This window comes from Streptomyces sp. NPDC049577, from assembly GCF_040675635.1.
GTDB lineage: Bacteria > Actinomycetota > Actinomycetes > Streptomycetales > Streptomycetaceae > Streptomyces.
Map to the genome: position 1 here is coordinate 1 of NZ_JBFAPH010000128.1, position 17015 is coordinate 17015.

General features: G+C 72.8%; 13 protein-coding genes and 1 riboswitch. Of the genes, 6 read left to right on the forward strand and 7 right to left on the reverse strand.

Annotated features, from left to right (window positions below; all coding sequences use genetic code 11):
- The coding region (locus AB0K09_RS16440) for a glycoside hydrolase family 92 protein (protein ID WP_366066054.1) at nt 1-1234 on the forward strand (1234 nt) is incomplete at its 5' end.
- 24 nt (nt 1235-1258) lie between these two features.
- Nucleotides 1259-2701, forward strand: coding sequence for an amino acid permease (locus tag AB0K09_RS16445; RefSeq protein ID WP_366066055.1), 1443 nt, complete (start codon nt 1259-1261; stop codon nt 2699-2701).
- 18 nt (nt 2702-2719) lie between these two features.
- Here AB0K09_RS16445 and AB0K09_RS16450 read toward each other — a convergent pair whose 3' ends face one another.
- Together AB0K09_RS16450 and AB0K09_RS16455 are read right to left on the reverse strand one after the other, a co-directional pair.
- Nucleotides 2720-3583: a DNA-formamidopyrimidine glycosylase family protein gene (locus AB0K09_RS16450; protein WP_366066056.1), complete on the reverse strand. Its 864-nt coding sequence runs from the start codon at nt 3581-3583 to the stop codon at nt 2720-2722.
- 28 nt (nt 3584-3611) lie between these two features.
- Nucleotides 3612-4802, reverse strand: a complete 1191-nt coding sequence (locus AB0K09_RS16455; protein ID WP_366066057.1) for an FAD-dependent monooxygenase — start codon at nt 4800-4802, stop codon at nt 3612-3614.
- 73 nt (nt 4803-4875) lie between these two features.
- Here AB0K09_RS16455 and uvrA point away from each other — a divergent pair, with 73 nt between their 5' ends.
- The gene (gene uvrA / locus AB0K09_RS16460) at nt 4876-7281 is read left to right on the forward strand and encodes an excinuclease ABC subunit UvrA (protein WP_366066058.1); all 2406 of its coding nucleotides are present in this window, start codon (nt 4876-4878) and stop codon (nt 7279-7281) included.
- Between the two features lie 22 nt (nt 7282-7303).
- On the opposite strand, the gene AB0K09_RS16465 is transcribed toward uvrA, so the two are convergent.
- Nucleotides 7304-8434: a HoxN/HupN/NixA family nickel/cobalt transporter gene (locus AB0K09_RS16465; protein ID WP_366066066.1), complete on the reverse strand. Its 1131-nt coding sequence runs from the start codon at nt 8432-8434 to the stop codon at nt 7304-7306.
- A gap of 29 nt (nt 8435-8463) precedes the next feature.
- Nucleotides 8464-8680: riboswitch (cobalamin riboswitch) on the reverse strand.
- A gap of 116 nt (nt 8681-8796) precedes the next feature.
- Between AB0K09_RS16465 and AB0K09_RS16470 the strand changes: the two genes are divergently transcribed.
- Complete coding sequence (locus tag AB0K09_RS16470) at nt 8797-10368, forward strand: APC family permease (protein WP_366066059.1); 1572 nt, start codon at nt 8797-8799, stop codon at nt 10366-10368.
- A 46-nt stretch (nt 10369-10414) separates the two neighbouring features.
- On the forward strand, nt 10415-11005 hold the full coding sequence (locus AB0K09_RS16475; protein ID WP_366066060.1) for a YIP1 family protein: 591 nt from the start codon (nt 10415-10417) through the stop codon (nt 11003-11005).
- A 138-nt stretch (nt 11006-11143) separates the two neighbouring features.
- Here the strand turns inward: AB0K09_RS16475 and AB0K09_RS16480 are convergent, their stop codons facing one another.
- The 4 genes from AB0K09_RS16480 to AB0K09_RS16495 all read right to left on the reverse strand — a co-directional run bounded on the left by AB0K09_RS16480 (nt 11144) and on the right by AB0K09_RS16495 (nt 14826).
- On the reverse strand, nt 11144-12334 hold the full coding sequence (locus AB0K09_RS16480) for a cytochrome P450 (protein WP_366066061.1): 1191 nt from the start codon (nt 12332-12334) through the stop codon (nt 11144-11146).
- A gap of 167 nt (nt 12335-12501) precedes the next feature.
- The gene (locus AB0K09_RS16485; protein ID WP_366066062.1) at nt 12502-13713 is read right to left on the reverse strand and encodes an MAB_1171c family putative transporter; all 1212 of its coding nucleotides are present in this window, start codon (nt 13711-13713) and stop codon (nt 12502-12504) included.
- Complete coding sequence (locus AB0K09_RS16490; RefSeq protein ID WP_366066063.1) at nt 13706-14344, reverse strand: hypothetical protein; 639 nt, start codon at nt 14342-14344, stop codon at nt 13706-13708. Before AB0K09_RS16490 ends, AB0K09_RS16485 begins: the two co-directional genes overlap by 8 nt.
- Complete coding sequence (locus AB0K09_RS16495) at nt 14341-14826, reverse strand: helix-turn-helix transcriptional regulator (protein ID WP_366066064.1); 486 nt, start codon at nt 14824-14826, stop codon at nt 14341-14343. The genes AB0K09_RS16490 and AB0K09_RS16495 overlap by 4 nt, the downstream gene beginning before the upstream one ends.
- A 259-nt stretch (nt 14827-15085) precedes the next feature.
- Here AB0K09_RS16495 and AB0K09_RS16500 point away from each other — a divergent pair, with 259 nt between their 5' ends.
- Complete coding sequence (locus AB0K09_RS16500) at nt 15086-16939, forward strand: hypothetical protein (protein WP_366066065.1); 1854 nt, start codon at nt 15086-15088, stop codon at nt 16937-16939.
- The last annotated feature ends 76 nt before the right edge of the window (nt 16940-17015 follow it).

The following is a 17015-nucleotide window of genomic DNA, read 5'->3' on the forward strand; positions in this document are numbered from 1 at the left end:
GCTGGCGCTGCTCGCGCCGTCGGAGTCCCGGGACATGGCGCTGTCGGTGCTGCGGATCGACGCCGAGAGCGGCTGGCTGCCCAAGTGGGGCTACGGCACCGTCGAGACGAACATCATGACGGGCGACCCGGTGACGCCCTTCCTCACCAACGCCTTCGAGCACGGGCTGCTGCACGGCCACGAGGAGGAGGCCTACCGGGCGCTGAAGAAGAACGCCGACGGGGTGCCGCCGGCGGACTCCGCTGCGGTCGGCCGGGAGGGCAACGTGCAGTACGCGCGGGACGGCTTCGTGCCGTACCTGCCGGACCAGGCCCGGAGCAAGCCCGGTGACTCCGACTTCGCGGAAGGAGCCTCGGCGACCCTCGAGTACGCGCTGGCCGACGGCGTGCTGGCGCGCATGGCCCACGCGCTGGGCCACACGGGCGACGCCGAGCGCTACGCCGCCCGCTCCCGCAACTACCGCAGGCTCTTCGACCCGGCCACCGGTTTCTTCCGGCCCCGGGACGGCCACGGCACCTTCACCGGGTCCGCCGACCCGGCCGCCAGTCCCGGTTTCCACGAGGGCACGGCCTGGCAGTACCAGTGGCTGGTCCCGCAGGACCTGCCGGGCATGGTGGAGATGCTCGGCGGCCGGGAGGCGACGGAGCGGCGGCTGGACTCCTTCTTCGCCTACGACCGGCTGCGGGCCGACCCGGCGAGGACCGCGCGCGAGGTGTGGGTGCACGGCCCGTACGACTACTACAACGCCGACAAGTACAACCCGCAGAACGAGCCCGACCTCATCGCCCCGTACACCTACCTCTCCACGGGCAGACCGTGGAAGACGACGGACGTGGTGCACGCCGCGCTCACCCTGTTCACCGACGGGCCGACCGGCATGACCGGCAACGACGACCTGGGCACGATGTCCGCGTGGATGGTGCTGTCGGCCATCGGGGTCTACCCCGTGCAGCCGGGCGCCGACGTGTGGGGGCTGAGCACCCCGGTCTTCGAACGCGTCGACCTGGACCTCGACCGGCACTGGTACCCCAACGGCGGCTTCACCATCACCGCCCCGGGCACCTCCGACCACGACCGGTACGTGCGCTCGGTGCGTCTGGACGGCGCCGCGTACGACCGTACGTATCTGACGACGGCCCAGATGCGGCGCGGCCGGCAGCTGGACTTCACGGTCGGTGCCGAGCCCTCCGGGTGGGGGACCGAGCGGGCCGCGGTGCCGCCCGCCATCGGCTGATCCGCATCGACGGGAGGACATGCCATGGACGGGCTCGGAACGGGTCGGGGCGTACTGCGCAGGAAGCCCATCGAGACGATCGAGGAGGCGGAGGAGACCGAGGCCCACGGCGAGCGCCTCACCCGCACGCTCGGCCTGTGGCAGCTCACCGCGATCGGCGTCGGCGGCATCATCGGCGCGGGCATCTTCAGCCTGGCGGGCACCATCGCCAACGGCAAGGCGGGACCGGCCGTGCTGGTCTCCTTCCTCATCGCGGGCGTGGCGAGCGCGGCGGCGGCCTTCTCCTACGCGGAATTCGCGGGCCTGATCCCCCGGGCCGGCTCGGCCTACACCTACGGCTACGCGGTCCTCGGCGAACTGGGCGGCTGGTTCATCGGCTGGGACCTGCTGCTGGAGTACACCGCGATCGTCTCGGTCGTGGCCATCGGCATCTCCGGCTACATCAACTTCCTGCTCGGGGAGCTCGACGCGGAGCTGCCGAAGTGGATGCTGGGCGCGCCGGGCACCGGGGACGGGCACAAGGTGGACCTCTTCGCGGCGCTGCTGTGCCTGCTGATCGCCTATCTGCTCACCATGGGCATCAAGAACGCGGCCCGCTTCGAGACCGTCGTCGTGGGTCTGAAGGTGCTGGTGGTCCTGCTGGTGGTCGCCGTGGGCTTCTTCCACATCAACAGCGACAACTACACGCCCTTCTTCCCCTTCGGGGTCAGCGGCGCGTTCACGGGCGCGGCCACGGTGTTCTTCGCCGTGTTCGGGTACGACGCCATGTCGACGGCGGCCGAGGAGTCCAAGGACGCGCAGCGCCACATGCCGAAGGCGATCATGTACTCGCTGGCCGTCTCGATGGTGCTGTACGTGCTGGCCTGCCTGGTGCTGACCGGCATGCAGAACTACAAGGACATCGACCCGAAGAGCGGCTTCTCCACCGCCTTCAAGTCGGTGGGACTGCACAGGATCGCGGATGTGATCGCGGTGGGGGCGATCATCGGGATCCTCACCGTCATGTTCACGTTCATGCTGGGCGTGACCCGGGTCTGGTTCGCCATGAGCAGGGACGGGCTGCTGCCGAAGTGGTTCGCCCACACGCACCCCACCCGGCACGTGCCCACGCGGGTGACCTGGATCGTCGGCATCGCCTCGGCGGCGATCGCCGGGCTGGTGCCCATCGGGGAGGCGGCCGAGCTCACCAACATCGGCATCCTGCTGGCCTTCGCCGTCGTGTGCACGGCGGTGATCGTGCTGCGGTACCGGCGGCCGGACCTGCCGCGCGCCTTCCGCTGCCCGGCCGTGCCGTTCGTGCCGGGCCTGGGGGTCGCCGCCTCGATCTGGCTGATCACCTATCTGGCGTGGCAGACGTGGGTGCGGTTCGCGGTGTGGTTCGTGATCGGCCTGGCGGTGTACTTCTCCTACTCCTACCGGCACTCCGAGCTGGCCCGCGCCGACGAGCGCGGGATCCCCAGGGACTGAGCGGCTGCCGAGGGCGGGCTATTTGAGCAGCCGGGAGAGCCTGCGGTCGGCCAGCGGCTTGCCGCCGGTCTGGCAGGTGGGGCAGTACTGGAGGGAGGAGTCGCTGAAGGACACCTCGCGGATGGTGTCGCCGCAGACCGGGCACGGCTCGCCGGTCCGGCCGTGCACCCGCAGCCCGGTCCTCTTCCCGGCCTTCAGCTCGGCCGCCGCCTGACCGCGCGAGCGCTCCACCGCCTCCCGCAGGGTGGTGCCCAGGGCCTCGTACAGCTCCGCCGCCTCCGCGTCGGTGAGGGTCGCGGCGAGCTTGAAGGGGGACATCCGGGCGGCGTGCAGGATCTCGTCGGAGTAGGCGTTGCCGATGCCGGCGATCACGCTCTGGTCGCGCAGCACGCCCTTGATCCGGCGGCGTTCGCCGCGCAGCAGCCCGGTGAACGCCTCCGGGGTGAAGGCGGGGTCCAGCGGGTCGGGGCCGAGCCGGTCGACGCCCGGCACGTCGTTCGCCTCACGTACGCAGTACACGGCGAGCCGCTTCTGGGTGCCCGCCTCGGTGAGGTCGAAGCCACCGCCCCCGGCCAGGCGCACCCGCAGCGCCAGGGGCCCCTTGCCGGGGCGGGGCGGGGCGTCGGGAAGGCGGTCCTGCCAGCGCAGCCAGCCGGCCCGGGCCAGATGGACGACCAGGTGCGGGCCGTCGCCGGTGGCGAGGTCCAGGAACTTGCCGTACCGGCGCACGGCCGTCACCGCGCGCCCCTCGACGGCGGTCAGCGGCGGGTCGTACGTCTTGAGCACGCTCACCGCCACGGGCAGCACGCGCTCGACCGTCCGGCCGACGACTCGCTCGGTCAGGAATCCGGCCAGGGCCTCGACCTCCGGCAGCTCCGGCATGGCTCCAGTCTGCCGCGCCGGGGCGGGGTCAGCGAACGGGCGCGTCCCAGTCGACGCGGTAGCCGGTGAGCCACTCGGTGTCCCGGCGGGGGTCCCCGGCCATCCGCCGCGCCACCTCGGCGTCGCGGGCGCGCCGTTCCCCGGGGCCGAGGGGCTCGCGGCGGGCCATGGCGGCGCTCATGGCCACGACCTTCTCCACGCGCTCGCGCCGCAGCCGCTCGTAGGCGGCGAACGCCTGCCGGGGCCCGGGCAGGTCCCGCAGGCAGCGGGCGAGGACGACGCCGTCCTCGATGGCCATGGACGCGCCCTGGGCGGCGTTCGGCGCGGTGGCGTGGGCGGCGTCGCCGGCCAGCACATGGTGCGCGTCGTGCCAGACGCGGGTGGTGGGGATGTCGTAGCCGTTGAGGCCGGTGATCTCGTCACCCGTGGCGGCCACGATCGCGGCGGCGGGGACCGCGTCCTCGGCGAACGCCTCGGTCACCCGCCGGCGCCACTCGTCCGCGGTCACGGCGGCCAGGACGTCCCGGGGCAGGTCGGCGCCCGGGATGTTGGCGAACCAGTAGGTGACGCCGCCGGGTGTGGTGGTGCAGCCGAAGAAGGCCCGCCGCCCGTAGTGCATGCGGTAGGTGCGCGGCGGCGCCGGGTGGCCGGTGTGCCGCGTGGCGCCGCAGACGGTGAACTGGCCGGTGTGCCGGGGCGGTGGCGCGGCCGGGTCGAGCAGGACGCGGGTGCGGGAGTGGATGCCGTCGGCCCCGACGAGGAAGTCGCCCTCGGCGTGCGTGCCGTCCGCGAACGAGGCGGTGATCGTGCCGTCGGGCCGTACGGCGGTGCCGGTCAGGCGCTTGCCGTAGCGGAAGGGTATGCCCCGGCGGACGGCCTCGGCGCGCAGGGTCCGGCAGAGCACGGCGCGCGGCAGGGTGCGCACGCCGAGGCCCTCGTCCCAGGAGCCGGCGAGGGCCTGCCGGCCGAGCCGGACGCCCGTGTCGGAGTACGACTCGATGGTGTCGGCGGCGCTGGACGCCTCCTCGACGGGCCCGAGGCAGCCGAGGGTCCGCAGGGCTGCCAGCCCGTTGGCGAAGAGGGCGAGGAAGGAGCCGGCCTCCTCCACGGCCCCCTCCGGGTAGGCCTCGTGGACGGTGGCCGTGATGCCGGCCCGCTGCAGGGCCATCGCGGTCACGGGTCCGGCGATGCCGCCGCCGATGATGAGGGCATGGGCCATGGTGGTGCTCCGTCCCCGGTCGCCGAGTCGCTCGAACACGTGGCCATGAGGGTATCCACTTAGGATCGGCGGCATGAATACCCCCGTCGGCGCCCATGACCCCTTCGTCCGCGTCCGCGGTGCCCGGGAGCACAATCTGCGCGGCGTGGACGTGGACGTTCCGCGTGACGCGCTCGTCGTGTTCACCGGGGTGTCGGGCTCCGGCAAGTCCTCGCTCGCCTTCGGCACGATCTACGCCGAGGCCCAGCGCCGGTACTTCGAGTCGGTCGCCCCGTACGCGCGCCGGCTGATCCACCAGGTCGGCGCGCCGAAGGTGGAGGAGATCAGCGGGCTGCCGCCCGCCGTGGCCCTGGAGCAGCGGCGCTCGGCGCCCACCTCGCGGTCGTCCGTCGGCACGGTCACCACGCTCTCCAACTCGCTGCGCATGCTGCTCTCGCGGGCCGGGACGTACCCCGGGGGCGCGGGGCGGCTGGACTCGGACGCCTTCTCGCCGAACACGCCCGCCGGGGCGTGCCCCGAGTGCCACGGCCTGGGGCAGGTGCACCGGGTGACCAAGGAGTCGCTGGTACCCGATCCGTCGCTGTCCGTCCGGGAGGGCGCGATCGCCGCCTGGCCGGGCGCCTGGCAGGGCAAGAACCTGCGGGACATCCTGGGCGCGCTCGGGTACGACCTGGACCGGCCCTGGCGCGAGCTGCCGCGCGAGGACCGCGAGTGGATCCTGTTCACCGACGAGCAGCCGGTGGTCACCGTGCACCCGGTGCGCGAGGCGGAACGCATCCAGCGCCCCTACAAGGGCACGTACATGAGCGCGCGGCGCTATGTGCTGCATACCTTCGCGGACTCCAAGAGCGCCGCGCTGCGGGCGCGCGCGGAGCGGCACCTGGTGAGCGGCCCGTGCCCGGTGTGCGGGGGCCGGCGGCTGCGCCCGGAGGCGCTGGCGGTGACCTTCGCCGGGCGGGACATCGCCGAGCTGGCCGCGCTGCCCCTGTCCCGGCTGGCCGAGGTGCTGCGGCCGGCCCGGGCGGAGGAGGGCGTGACGGGCACGTTGGCCGGCGACCTGGTGGCCCGGATCGAGGTGCTCACCGAGCTCGGCCTGGGCTATCTGAGCGTGGACCGGCCCACCCCGACCCTGTCGGCCGGCGAGCTCCAGCGGCTGCGGCTGGCCACCCAGCTGCGCTCCGGCCTGTTCGGGGTGGTGTACGTGCTGGACGAGCCGTCGGCGGGGCTGCACCCGGCCGACAGCGACGCGCTGCTGACGGTGCTGGACCGGCTCAAGGCCGCGGGCAACTCGCTGTTCGTCGTCGAGCACCACATGGACCTGGTGCGGCGCGCGGACTGGGTGGTGGACGTGGGCCCGAGGGCGGGCGAGCACGGCGGCACGGTGCTCTACAGCGGCCCGGTCGCCGGGCTGGCGGAGGTGGCGGGGTCGGCCACGCGCCGGTTCCTCTTCCCCGGCGGGGCGGCCCCGGCGGGTCGCGCCCCGCGCGAACCCTCCGGCGTGCTGCGGCTGCGCGGGATCACCCGGCACAATCTGCGGGACCTCGACGTGGACGTGCCGCTGGGCGTCTTCACCGCCGTGACGGGCGTGTCGGGGTCCGGCAAGTCGACGCTGGTCGGCCAGGTGCTGGCGGAGTCCGTCGCGGCCCGGCTGGAGGGCGGGGAGGCGGAGTTCGCCGTCGGGGGGCTGGAGGGGGTCGACCGGCTGGTGCGCGTCGACCAGAAGCCCATCGGGCGCACCCCGCGGTCCAACCTCGCCACCTACACCGGGCTGTTCGACGCGGTGCGCAAGGTCTTCGCCGCCACCGACGCGGCCCGGGCCCGGGGTTACGGCGCGGGGCGGTTCTCGTTCAACGTCGCCGGCGGGCGGTGCGAGACCTGTCAGGGCGAGGGGTTCGTCGCCGTCGAGCTGCTGTTCCTGCCCGGCGCGTACGCGCCCTGCGAGGCGTGCGGGGGCGCGCGCTACAACCCGGAGACGCTGGAGATCACCTACCGGGGCGCGAACATCGCCCAGGTGCTGGAGCTGACCGTGGACGCCGCGGAGGAGTTCCTCGCGGACGTGCCGGCCGCCCGGCGGAGCCTGGCGATGCTGCGGGAGGTCGGTCTGGGCTATCTGCGTCTGGGCCAGCCGGCCACCGAGCTGTCGGGCGGGGAGGCGCAGCGCGTCAAGCTCGCCGCGGAGCTCCAGCGCACCCGGCGCGGGCACACCCTCTACGTGCTCGACGAGCCGACGACCGGGCTGCACCCCGCCGACACCGAGGTGCTGCTGCGGCAGCTGCACGGGCTGGTGGAGGCGGGCGACTCGGTGGTGGTCGTCGAGCACGACATGGCCGTGGTCGCGGGCGCGGACCACGTCGTGGACCTCGGCCCCGGGGGCGGCGACGAGGGCGGGCGCGTGGTCGCGGCGGGCACGCCGCAGCAGGTGGCGGCGGCCGCCGGGAGCGTGACGGCGCGCTACCTCGCGAAGGAGCTGGGCGCCTGACGTCCGTCCCGGCGGCCGTTGGTCATCCGTCGGAGGCCGGGGCGGCGGCCGTGCGGGCCGCCCAGCGCTGTTCGACCTTGGCGAAGCGCCAGTAGGCGAGGGCGAGGGCCCAGACGGCCACGAAGAGGCCGACGATGACGAAGCCGACGTTGTCGAGGTCCAGCCCGGCGATCCAGCCGCTGACCCCGTCGTCCAGCCCGAGCTTCTCGTGCAGGACGCCGACCAGTTCGATGGTGCCGATGAGGAAGGCGACGGCGATCGACAGCCCGGTGATGGTGAGGTTGTAGTAGACCTTGCGCACCGGGTTGGAGAAGGCCCACTGGTAGGCGAAGTTCATGAACGTGCCGTCGAGCGTGTCGAACAGGCTCATGCCGGCCGCGAAGAGCAGCGGCAGGCACAGGATCGCGTACCAGGGCAGGCCGGCCGCGGCGCCGCTGCCGGCCATCACCATGAGCGTGACCTCGGTGGCGGTGTCGAAGCCGAGCCCGAAGAGGAAGCCCAGCGGATACATCTGGCCGGGGCGGGAGACGGAGCGGGTGAGCCGGCCGAGCAGGCGGTTCATGAAGCCCCGGGAGTCCAGCTGCCGTTCCAGCTCGGCCTCGTCGTAGCGTCCCTCGCGCATCGCGCGGAAGATGCGCAGGATGCCGGAGAGGGCGACGAGGTTGAGGGCGGCGATGAGGTAGAGGAAGCCGCCGGAGACGGTGGTGCCGACCACGCCGAGGGTCTGGTGGGTGGTGGACTCCTCGTTCATCAGCACCCCGGCCAGATGGGTGCCGCCGGCCACCAGGGCGGCCATGACGACGACCACGCTGGAGTGGCCGAGGGCGAACCAGAAGCCGACCGAGACCGGGCGCTTGCCGTCGGCCATCAGCTTGCGGGTGGTGTTGTCGATGGCGGCGATGTGGTCGGCGTCGAAGGCGTGCCGCATGCCGAGGGTGTAGGCGGTGACGCCGAGGCCGACGCCGAAGACCTTGGAGTCGACCCGGTAGTGGTTGGGCACGACCAGCAGGAAGAGCACGCCGAAGGCGACGACGTGCAGGGCGGCGATGACGGCCAGCAGGCCGGCGGTGCGCACGGTGTCCTGGCGGCGCCAGCGGAAGGCGGGCGGCGGGCCGTCGGGCGCGCGGTCGGACACGGCGGTATTCACGGACATCAGGGGTGAACGCTCCAGCACCTCGTGGATCATTTCTTCGGTGCCGTGGCCGGTCTCCTGGCTTACGGGTCCGTTCGCGCCCGCCCCCGCCTTCCCGGCAGCCGGCTGCGGCCAGTGGCTCCGCGCGCCCGTGGACGCGCGGTGTGGGACGGAAACTCCCCGATCACAGTGGCGAGGGCCGCTCCGGAATGGGACCACGAGGGTCCGTCACCGGTCTTCCCGAGCACCACGACCGGGCCACCTTAACGTTTCGGCCGCATCCCCTGACGAAGAAGTGGTTATCACCACGTATGCACGGAGCGATGGACGCGCGGGCGGGCCGGTGCTACGTGTGCGGGAACGAGCAGAAAGGGCTGACCGCCATGGCAGACGCTGAGCACGGGCCCCGTCGGGCCGGCAAGGACTCACCGGGCGGGGCCGGGGCCCCGCCGGGGGCCTTCGCCCGGCGCATCGGGCTGTTCCAGGCCACCGCCATCAACATGAGCCAGATGTGCGGGATCGGGCCGTTCGTCACGATCCCGCTGATGGTTGCCGCCTTCGGGGGCCCGCAGGCCGTCATCGGCTTCGTCGCGGGCGCGGTGCTGGCGCTGGCGGACGGTCTGGTCTGGGCCGAGCTCGGCGCGTCCCTGCCGGGCGCGGGCGGCAGTTACGTCTATCTGCGGCAGGCGTTCCAGTACCGCACGGGCAAGCTGATGCCCTTCCTGTTCGTGTGGACGGCGATGCTGTTCATCCCGCTGGCGATGGCGACGGGCGTGATCGGCTTCGTCCAGTACCTCGGCTTCCTCTGGCCGGGCATGACGCCGGGCCAGGGCGATCTGACCGGGCTGGCGCTGATCGCGGTGGTCGTGGCGCTGCTGTGGCGCGGCGTGGAGAACATCGCGCGGATCACCGCTGTGCTGTGGTGCGTGATGATCGCCTCTGTCGTGCTCGTCATCGTCGCCGCGTTCACGCACTTCAGCACCGCGCTCGCGTTCACCTACCCCGCCCACGCCTTCGAGCTGACGGGCAATCACTTCTGGATCGGCTTCGCCGCGGGTCTGACCATCGGCATCTACGACTACGGCGGTTACTACACCGCCGCCTACATGGGCGCGGAGATCAAGAACCCCGGGCGCACCCTGCCGCGCGCCATCGTCTACTCGATCCTCGGCATCATGGTCATCTATCTGCTGCTCCAGATCGGCACCCTGGGCGTGGTCGACTGGCGGGAGATGCTCGACCCGGGCTCCACGGCCGCCACCTCGGTGGCCTCGGCGGTGCTGGAGAGGACCTGGGGCAAGGCCGCCGCGAACGCCGTCACGGTGCTGATCCTCGTCACCGCCTTCGCCTCCGTCTACACCGGGCTGCTGGGCGGTTCGCGCGTGCCCTACGACGCCGCCCGGGAGAAGGTCTTCTTCCGCCCCTTCGGCACCCTGCACCCGCGCCACCGCTTCCCGGTGCTGCCGCTGGTGACGATGGGCGTCATCGGCGCCGTGGGGTTTCTGATCGGCCGTCATACGGATCTGGCGACGCTGATCCAGCTGCTGACCACCGTGATGGTGCTGGTGCAGGCGCTCGCCCAGATCGTGGCCGTGACGGTGCTGCGCCGCCGCCAGCCGGGGCTGCCGCGGCCGTACCGGATGTGGCTCTATCCGCTGCCGAGCCTGGTGGCGCTGGTGGGCTGGCTGGTCATCTACGGCTACGCGGACCGCAATTCCCCCGGCCGGCACCCCATCGAATGGTCCCTGGCCTGGGTCGCCGCCGGCTGCGCGGCCTTCGCCGCGTGGGCGGCGTACGAGAAGGTGTGGCCGTTCGGACCGCGCGAGATCAGCGAGGAGTACCTGCCGGACGCCGCCGGGGACACCCACGGGCGAAGCCCGGGCGGTGGTCCGGACAGCGGCCCGGACGACGGCGCGGAGAACGGCCCGAACGACCGCGAGCCGACGCCCGCCTGACGGCCCGACACCGGCGGAGTTGCCGAACGGTGATAAAACGGCACCCATGCCCGTGACCAGTGCCCCGTCCTCGAAGCCCACCTCCGCCAAGCCGCGCCGGCTGCTCTGGCACCGCCTGATATTCGGGCTCTGGTACCGGCCCGTCGACGTGCTCGACGAGGCCCGGGACCGGAGCGTGTGGGGTGCGGCGACGTTCCTGAGCCTGCTGTGCGGGGCGATGGGCACGATGGGCAAGGACTCCTTCTGGGGCCAGTGGGAGGTGAGCCCCGCGCTGGCCCTGTGGGCGATGGCCATCGGTGCCGTGGTGGTGCTGCTGGCCAGCCTGCTGCTGGGGATCGTCACCCATGCCATCGCCCGCCGGCTGGGCGGCAACGGCAGGTTCGCGCCCACCACCGGTCTGTTCGTCCTCGTCTTCTGGGCGACCGACCTGCCCCGGCTGGCCCTCGACGCCTGGCTGCCCTCGGACTCGGTGCCCGTGCGGGCCGCGGCCTCCGTGACGGCGGCCTTCGGCTGCGCGCTGGCCGTCCTGCTGATCCGCGGCCAGCACCATCTGCCGACCCGCAAGGCGGTGGCGGCGGTGAGCGTACAGATGCTGGCGGCCGTGGCCCTGCTGAAGTTCCCGCCCGGCAGCGGCTGACGGCCGGCCCGAACGGCAGCGGCCCCGGAACGACGATGGCCCGCCCGGTGCGACGGGGGATGCACACCGGGCGGGCTCGAGAACAGTTCTACCTCATCAAGGATGGGGCATGCACCAAAAGCGTGTTCGTTTTGCCGATTACCAGCGCACGGGGAGCGAGATCAAGCCACGCGCGCGCATGGCCGGACGCCACCTCAGCTCACTCCTCGGAACATCGAGTTCCAGTTTTTCGCAGCGCTCCAGCAGCACCCGGAGGGCGATTGCGGTCTCCATCCGGGCCAGCGGCGCGCCCAGGCAGTAGTGGATGCCGTGCCCCAGCGCGAGCTGCCCCGACCGGTCCCGCCGCAGGTCAAGGCGGTCCGGGTCGCGGAACTGGCGGGGATCGCGGTTGGCCGAGGCGAGCGAGAGCAGCACGGTCTCCCCCGCGGGCACCAGCGTGCCGCCGATCTCCATGTCCTCCAGCGGGAAGCGCCGGATGGCCAGCGCGGCGGGCCCCTCCCACCGGCTCAGCTCGTCGACGGCCGCTTCGAGTCCGTCCGGATTCGCTCGCAGCTCGTGCAGGAGTGCGGGGTGGTCCAGCAGGGCGAGGACGGCGTTGGCGATGAGGTGGACGGTGTTCTCGTAACCGGCGAAGAGGATGAGGAAGGCGAGGGAGGTCAGTTCGTCGCGGGACAGGCTGTCCCCGTTCTCCTGGACCGCGATCAGGTCCGACAGGAGGTCGTCGCCGGGGTCGGCGCGCTTGGCCTCGATGAGGCCGGTGAAGAAGCCCATCATCGCGGCGACCGCCTCCTTCATCAGGTGGGGCCGCTCGGGGTCCGGGGTGATGAGGGCGTCGGTCCAGGCCCGGAAGTCGACGCGGTCCGCCCGCGGGACGCCGAGCAGATCGCAGATCACGGTGATCGGCAGCGGTGTGGCGTACTCGGCCAGCAGGTCCATGCGCCCGCGCGGCGCGACGGCGTCCAGCAGTTCGCCGGCGACGTCCGTCACCGGGGCCCGGAGCTTCTCCACGCGGCCCGGGGTGAACGCCCTGGCCACCAGGCGGCGCACCCGGGTGTGGTCCGGCGGGTCCATGTTCAGCAGGTTGGCGTCCAGCGCCGGAGGCAGCGAGAACCCCGCGTAGTTGCCGGGCAGCGCGTTGCGCCTGTCGAGGGAGAGCCTGGGGTCGGCGAGCGCCCGCCGTACGTCGTCGTAGCGGGTGACCAGCCAGGCGGGCCGGCCGTCGGGGCCGGTGACGCGGTGGACGGGGCCCTCCTCGCGGAGCCTGGCGTTGGTCCCGTGCGGATCCGCTGTCAGCGCGGCGGTGAGCCGCTGGGCGTCGTTGGGTCGCATGGCCCCGACTCTAGACGGGCGTTGCGGGGTGGTGATCTTCTCGGCCATCCGGGAGGAGCGCACTGGCGGCGCCGGATCCGTACGGTCGTACGGGTCCGGCGCCGGCCTGTGTCGCAGGCGGCCTTGACCCCCGTCCATGGCCGCCTCGTCTGTGGGCCGCTCCGCCGTCAGGGACGGCGTGCCGCGCAGATCTCCCGGAGCTCGGTGAGCACGGCGTCGACCAGCGGGTCGTGGTAGACGTCGGCCACGCGTGCCAGGTGTTCGTGTTCCTCCGCCGGATCGGCGCTGACGGTGACCACGACGCTGTCGGCGTGGGGCGTCGGCACGTGTCCGGTGGTCTGGTTGGCCAGTCCGCGGCGCAGGGCCGTGGCCTCGACCACGGCGGCGGTGCGGCGCTGGTCGAGGCCGGCCGCGGCGGCCTTGTCGCGGGCGAGGTCCAGGGCGGCGGGCTCGACGTGGCGCCGGACGCCGCGCTGGATGTCGCGGATCTCGGCCATCCGCCGGTTGGCCCGCCACTCCAGGTCGGCGAAGGGCCAGCGGCCGGTCCACCGGGACTCGTCGATGGTGACCTCGGGGGCGTGGGAGGTGACCTCCCGCCACAGCGGCTGGAGCCGGCGCAGGCGGCGCCAGGCCGCCGCGCGGGGTCCCGCCGCGGGCAGCGAGAAGCCCAGCAGGACGAGCAGCGCGGCCACCGAGGCACTCATCGGGGCCACCCCGTTGGAGAGCCAGTAGACGTCCTGCCCGGCCCAGGTCAGGACGAAGCCGACCAGCTTGCACAGGCAGTACAGCAGGCCGAGCCAGCAGCCGGCGGCCAGGGTCCGCAGGCCCTTGGAGAGCCAGGAGGGGCCGATCTGGACTGCGTACCGCGGGCAGAGGGTGCCCAGTCCGGCGAGGCTGACGGCGAAGATCGCCAGATAGAGCACCAGGAAGGCGACCACGCCGGGGGCGTCGGCGTAGGCGGTGCTGAAGTCGCGCGGGTGCTCGACGGCGTCGGGGCGGCCGACGGCGAAGCAGACGATGGCGACGGCCCAGGCCACGGCCACGGCGGCGACGGCGAACCGGGAGCGCGCGGCGGCGCGGGCACGCGCCTGGTCGTCGCCCCGGCTGGTCCAGCGCAGCAGGAGCACCGTGGCGCCGGAGGCGAACAGCACGACGGCCGAGTACAGGAGGACCATCGCGAGGTTCGGCACACCGACCAGCCGGTCGAAGGCACGGTAGACGGTGGGCGCCGAGAACAGGAAGACGATGGGCACGCCGGCGGTCATCAGGGCGGTCAGGCCCAGGTCGACGTTGCCGCGGTCGCGGAACCAGGCGCGGGCCTTGTAGCCGACGATGCACCAGGTGACGGCGGAGAAGGTGAGGTAGATGACGTCAAACACCGGCGTCGCCCCCGCTCCGGCGCATCCGCCGCACGTGCTGCAGGGCGGGGCCCAGGGAGGCGGCGAGTTCGGCGGCCTGCCCCTGGAGCTCCTGCTCCTGGCCGGGCGGCGGGGGCACGACCCGCTCCATCAGCAGGGTGCCGAGGATCTCGGTCTCCCGCTCGGTGAGGTTGTCGTAGCAGTGGTGGCGGGCCAGACCCATGGTCAGGCCCATGCGGCGCATGGCGGTGGCCACGTCGACCGACGGGGTCCAGACCTTCAGCGCGTCCTCGGTGACCGCCGGGTCCTGGTCGTGGCCGAGCAGCAGATGGCCGATCTCGTGCAGCACGATGTGGACCTGGTGCCAGGGCGAGGTCTTCTGCTCGTAGATGACCCAGAAGGCGTCGTCGGTGGTGGCGGTCATGCCGGAGACGACCCCGTCCAGGCTCATCGGCACGAGCCGGATGGGCCGGCCCACATGGCGCGCGACGGCGTCGCACATGCCCTGCAGATCGGCCCGTGCGGGCAGCGCGAGCTCCTGGATGAGCTGCTTGCACCGCCGCCGGATCCGCCCCACCCGCATGCCTGCACCGTCCTCGTCCTCGGTACGCCGCCAGTAAGTGAAGAGCCGGTCATCCGTCGTGACGGTCACGAGTGCTCCTCGCCACCCGCACCGGGCGGGTCGGTCGGGAGGTTCATCTGCTGCCGGAACTGGCAGATGATGGTGGTGAGGCTGTCCTGCACCTCGGGCGGCAGGCCGACCGAGCGCAGGGCGATGGCGCGTACGCGCTGATCCCTCATGGCGACGAGGAAGCGGACCTCCTCCTCGACCCGCTCGGCCTGGGAGGCCGACAGGTCGCCCATCAGATAGCCCACCGGCACGGCGAAGAACTTCGCCAGCGCGCGCAGCACGTCCGGACTGGGGTTCGCCCGCCGGCCGTTGCGGAGCATCGACAGGTACTGCTCGGTCAGCCTGACCCCGCCGTACTCCTCGCCCCCGCGGCTGATCTCCTCGGCCACATGCGCGTTGGTGTACGGCGCGCCGGGCGGGTGCATGTTCGCGAACAGGTAGTTGAGCCGCTGGGCGAGCGGACTGCCCGCGTCACCTGCCGACCTGTCCCCCCCGACTGCCATGCTCCCCGTCCTTCGAGCTCTTCCTCATGGTCTTTCACGGCCAGTTAAGCCCGGAACCGGCCACGGAAGCCATCCTGTCACGGGAACGCGCCACAGCACTAGTCCACTGCCGGTTACGGGCCGGTGAAGAACTTAACCAGGAGTTGATTCCGGTCCGCACCTCGATGCGGTTCGCACAAATGATTGGGTGATGACGGGGAATAAGCCCTTTAATAGGGAACCTATGTTCTCCCCGCGTTCCTTGATCACCTTCCCCCGCATGGTGCGCCACGCCTCCACCCTGAGCGTGGGCCTGCCGCCCGACGAGGCCGTCGTCGTCGACGCCCCGGCCCCGGAGCTGCGCCCCGTCCTGGCGGCGGCCGCCTCCGGCGACTTCCGGCCGGTCCGGGAGCTGCTGGCCGCCTCCCGGCGCGACATGCAGTGGGAGCTCCGCGACCGCCACGTCGCGGCCCTGGCCGAGTTCGCCCTGCACAACCCCGGCTGGCTGGACGCCTGGCTGGACGCCGCGCCGGACGACCCGGACGCCGTGCTGGTCAAGGCCGACCTCCTCGTCGACCAGGCGTGGGAGATCCGCGGCTCGGCACGGGCCGAGGAGGTGAGCAGGGAGCAGTTCCAGGGCTTCTTCACACTGCTGGAGGACGCCGCGCCCGTGATCGGCGCGGCCGCCGGGCTCAATCCGAACGATCCCGTGCCGTGGCGGATCGCGCTGACGCACGCCCGGGGCAGCCAGGCGCCCCGCGAGGTGTTCGACGAGTACTGGGCCGAGGCCGTCGCCCGCTCCCCGCACCACTTCGGCTGTCACGCGACGGCCCTGCAGTACCTGTGCGAGAAGTGGTACGGCTCCCACGAGGAGATGTTCGGCTTCGCCGAACGCGCCGCCGGCCAGGCGCTGCCCGGCTCCAAGCTGCACGCGCTGCCGATGATGGCGGTCCTGGAGTACCGGGTGGTGGCGGACGCCGGCGAGGACGGGGTGATCGCGCAGGCCAGGATCGACGCCGCGATCGAGCGCGCCCGGGAACTGGCCGCGCACTACCCGCCGGGCGACCAGGAGATCGCGTGGGTGCGCAACCATCTCGCCCTGCTGCTGGCCGTGCAGGAACGTTTCACCGAGGCGCTGGACCAGCTCCGGGACATCGGTGTGCACGCCACCGAGTACCCCTGGGGGTACCTGGGCGACGCGCGCCGGGAGTTCCTGGAGTTCCGCACGGGTGTCCGCATGCAGGTCGCGACGCGGACACCGCTCCTCGGCCGGCCCCCGCTGCTCGCCCCGGCCCCCGCCGCGGCGGACGGCACGCCCACCGCCGTACCGGACTGGGAGACGGACAACTGCTCCCTCGCCATTGTCTCGGCGACGCTCGACACGGTCGCCGAGGCCACCCCCACCGGGCCGACGCTGCGGCTGGCCCCGGCCGCGGACGGCTGGCACACCCTGGTCGAGGCGGTGCGCGTCCCGCAGGCAGCGCGCCGCGGCACGCTGCTCACCCACGACCGGCTCGTCGACGCGGCGGACCTCTTCACCCGGTCCGAGCGCTGGCCCGCCCTCGTCCTCCACCGGTCCGGCGACCGCTACGGCTTCACACTGCTGCGCGACGGCAAGCGGGTGGCCGAACACCAGTGGGATCCGGCCGCCCCGGTGCGGGACCTGGCCGGCGTGACCGAGACGGCCGGGGCCGTGGCCGCCGTCTACGGCATCGCGGACAGCCGCCCGCTGATCGCCCTGCTGCGCGGCTCGGACGACGCGCCCCGCCGGCAGGCCGAGCTGATCGCGGCCATCGGACTGCCGCCCCTGCCCCCGGCGTTCGGGCAGCGCACCGAGGCCCTCACCGACCTGCCCGGCGCCCGCATTCTCGCCGGCCGCGGGGTCAGGCCCGGCCCCCGGGGCGCGGACGGGGCCGGCGGGGCGGCGGCCAACCCGGCCTACTCCCTGCGCCGGCCCTGGCACTGGTGGGCACTGCGCCTGCTGTTCCTGCCGGTCGTCAGCACCGCGGCCGTCTACGGCTGGATGTCCGACCACGTCTTCTTCCTCAAGCCGCTGATCGCGACGGCCTCGGCGCTGTACGTGGCGAGCCAGCTGGTCACGGCGTGGCGCCGGCGCCCCCGGCGCGGCGCCTGAAACGCGGGTGTCGTGACCCGGCGGTGCGCCGGAGTGCGCCCGGGGTTTGCCCAGGGTTTGCCCGGGGTGCGCCCGG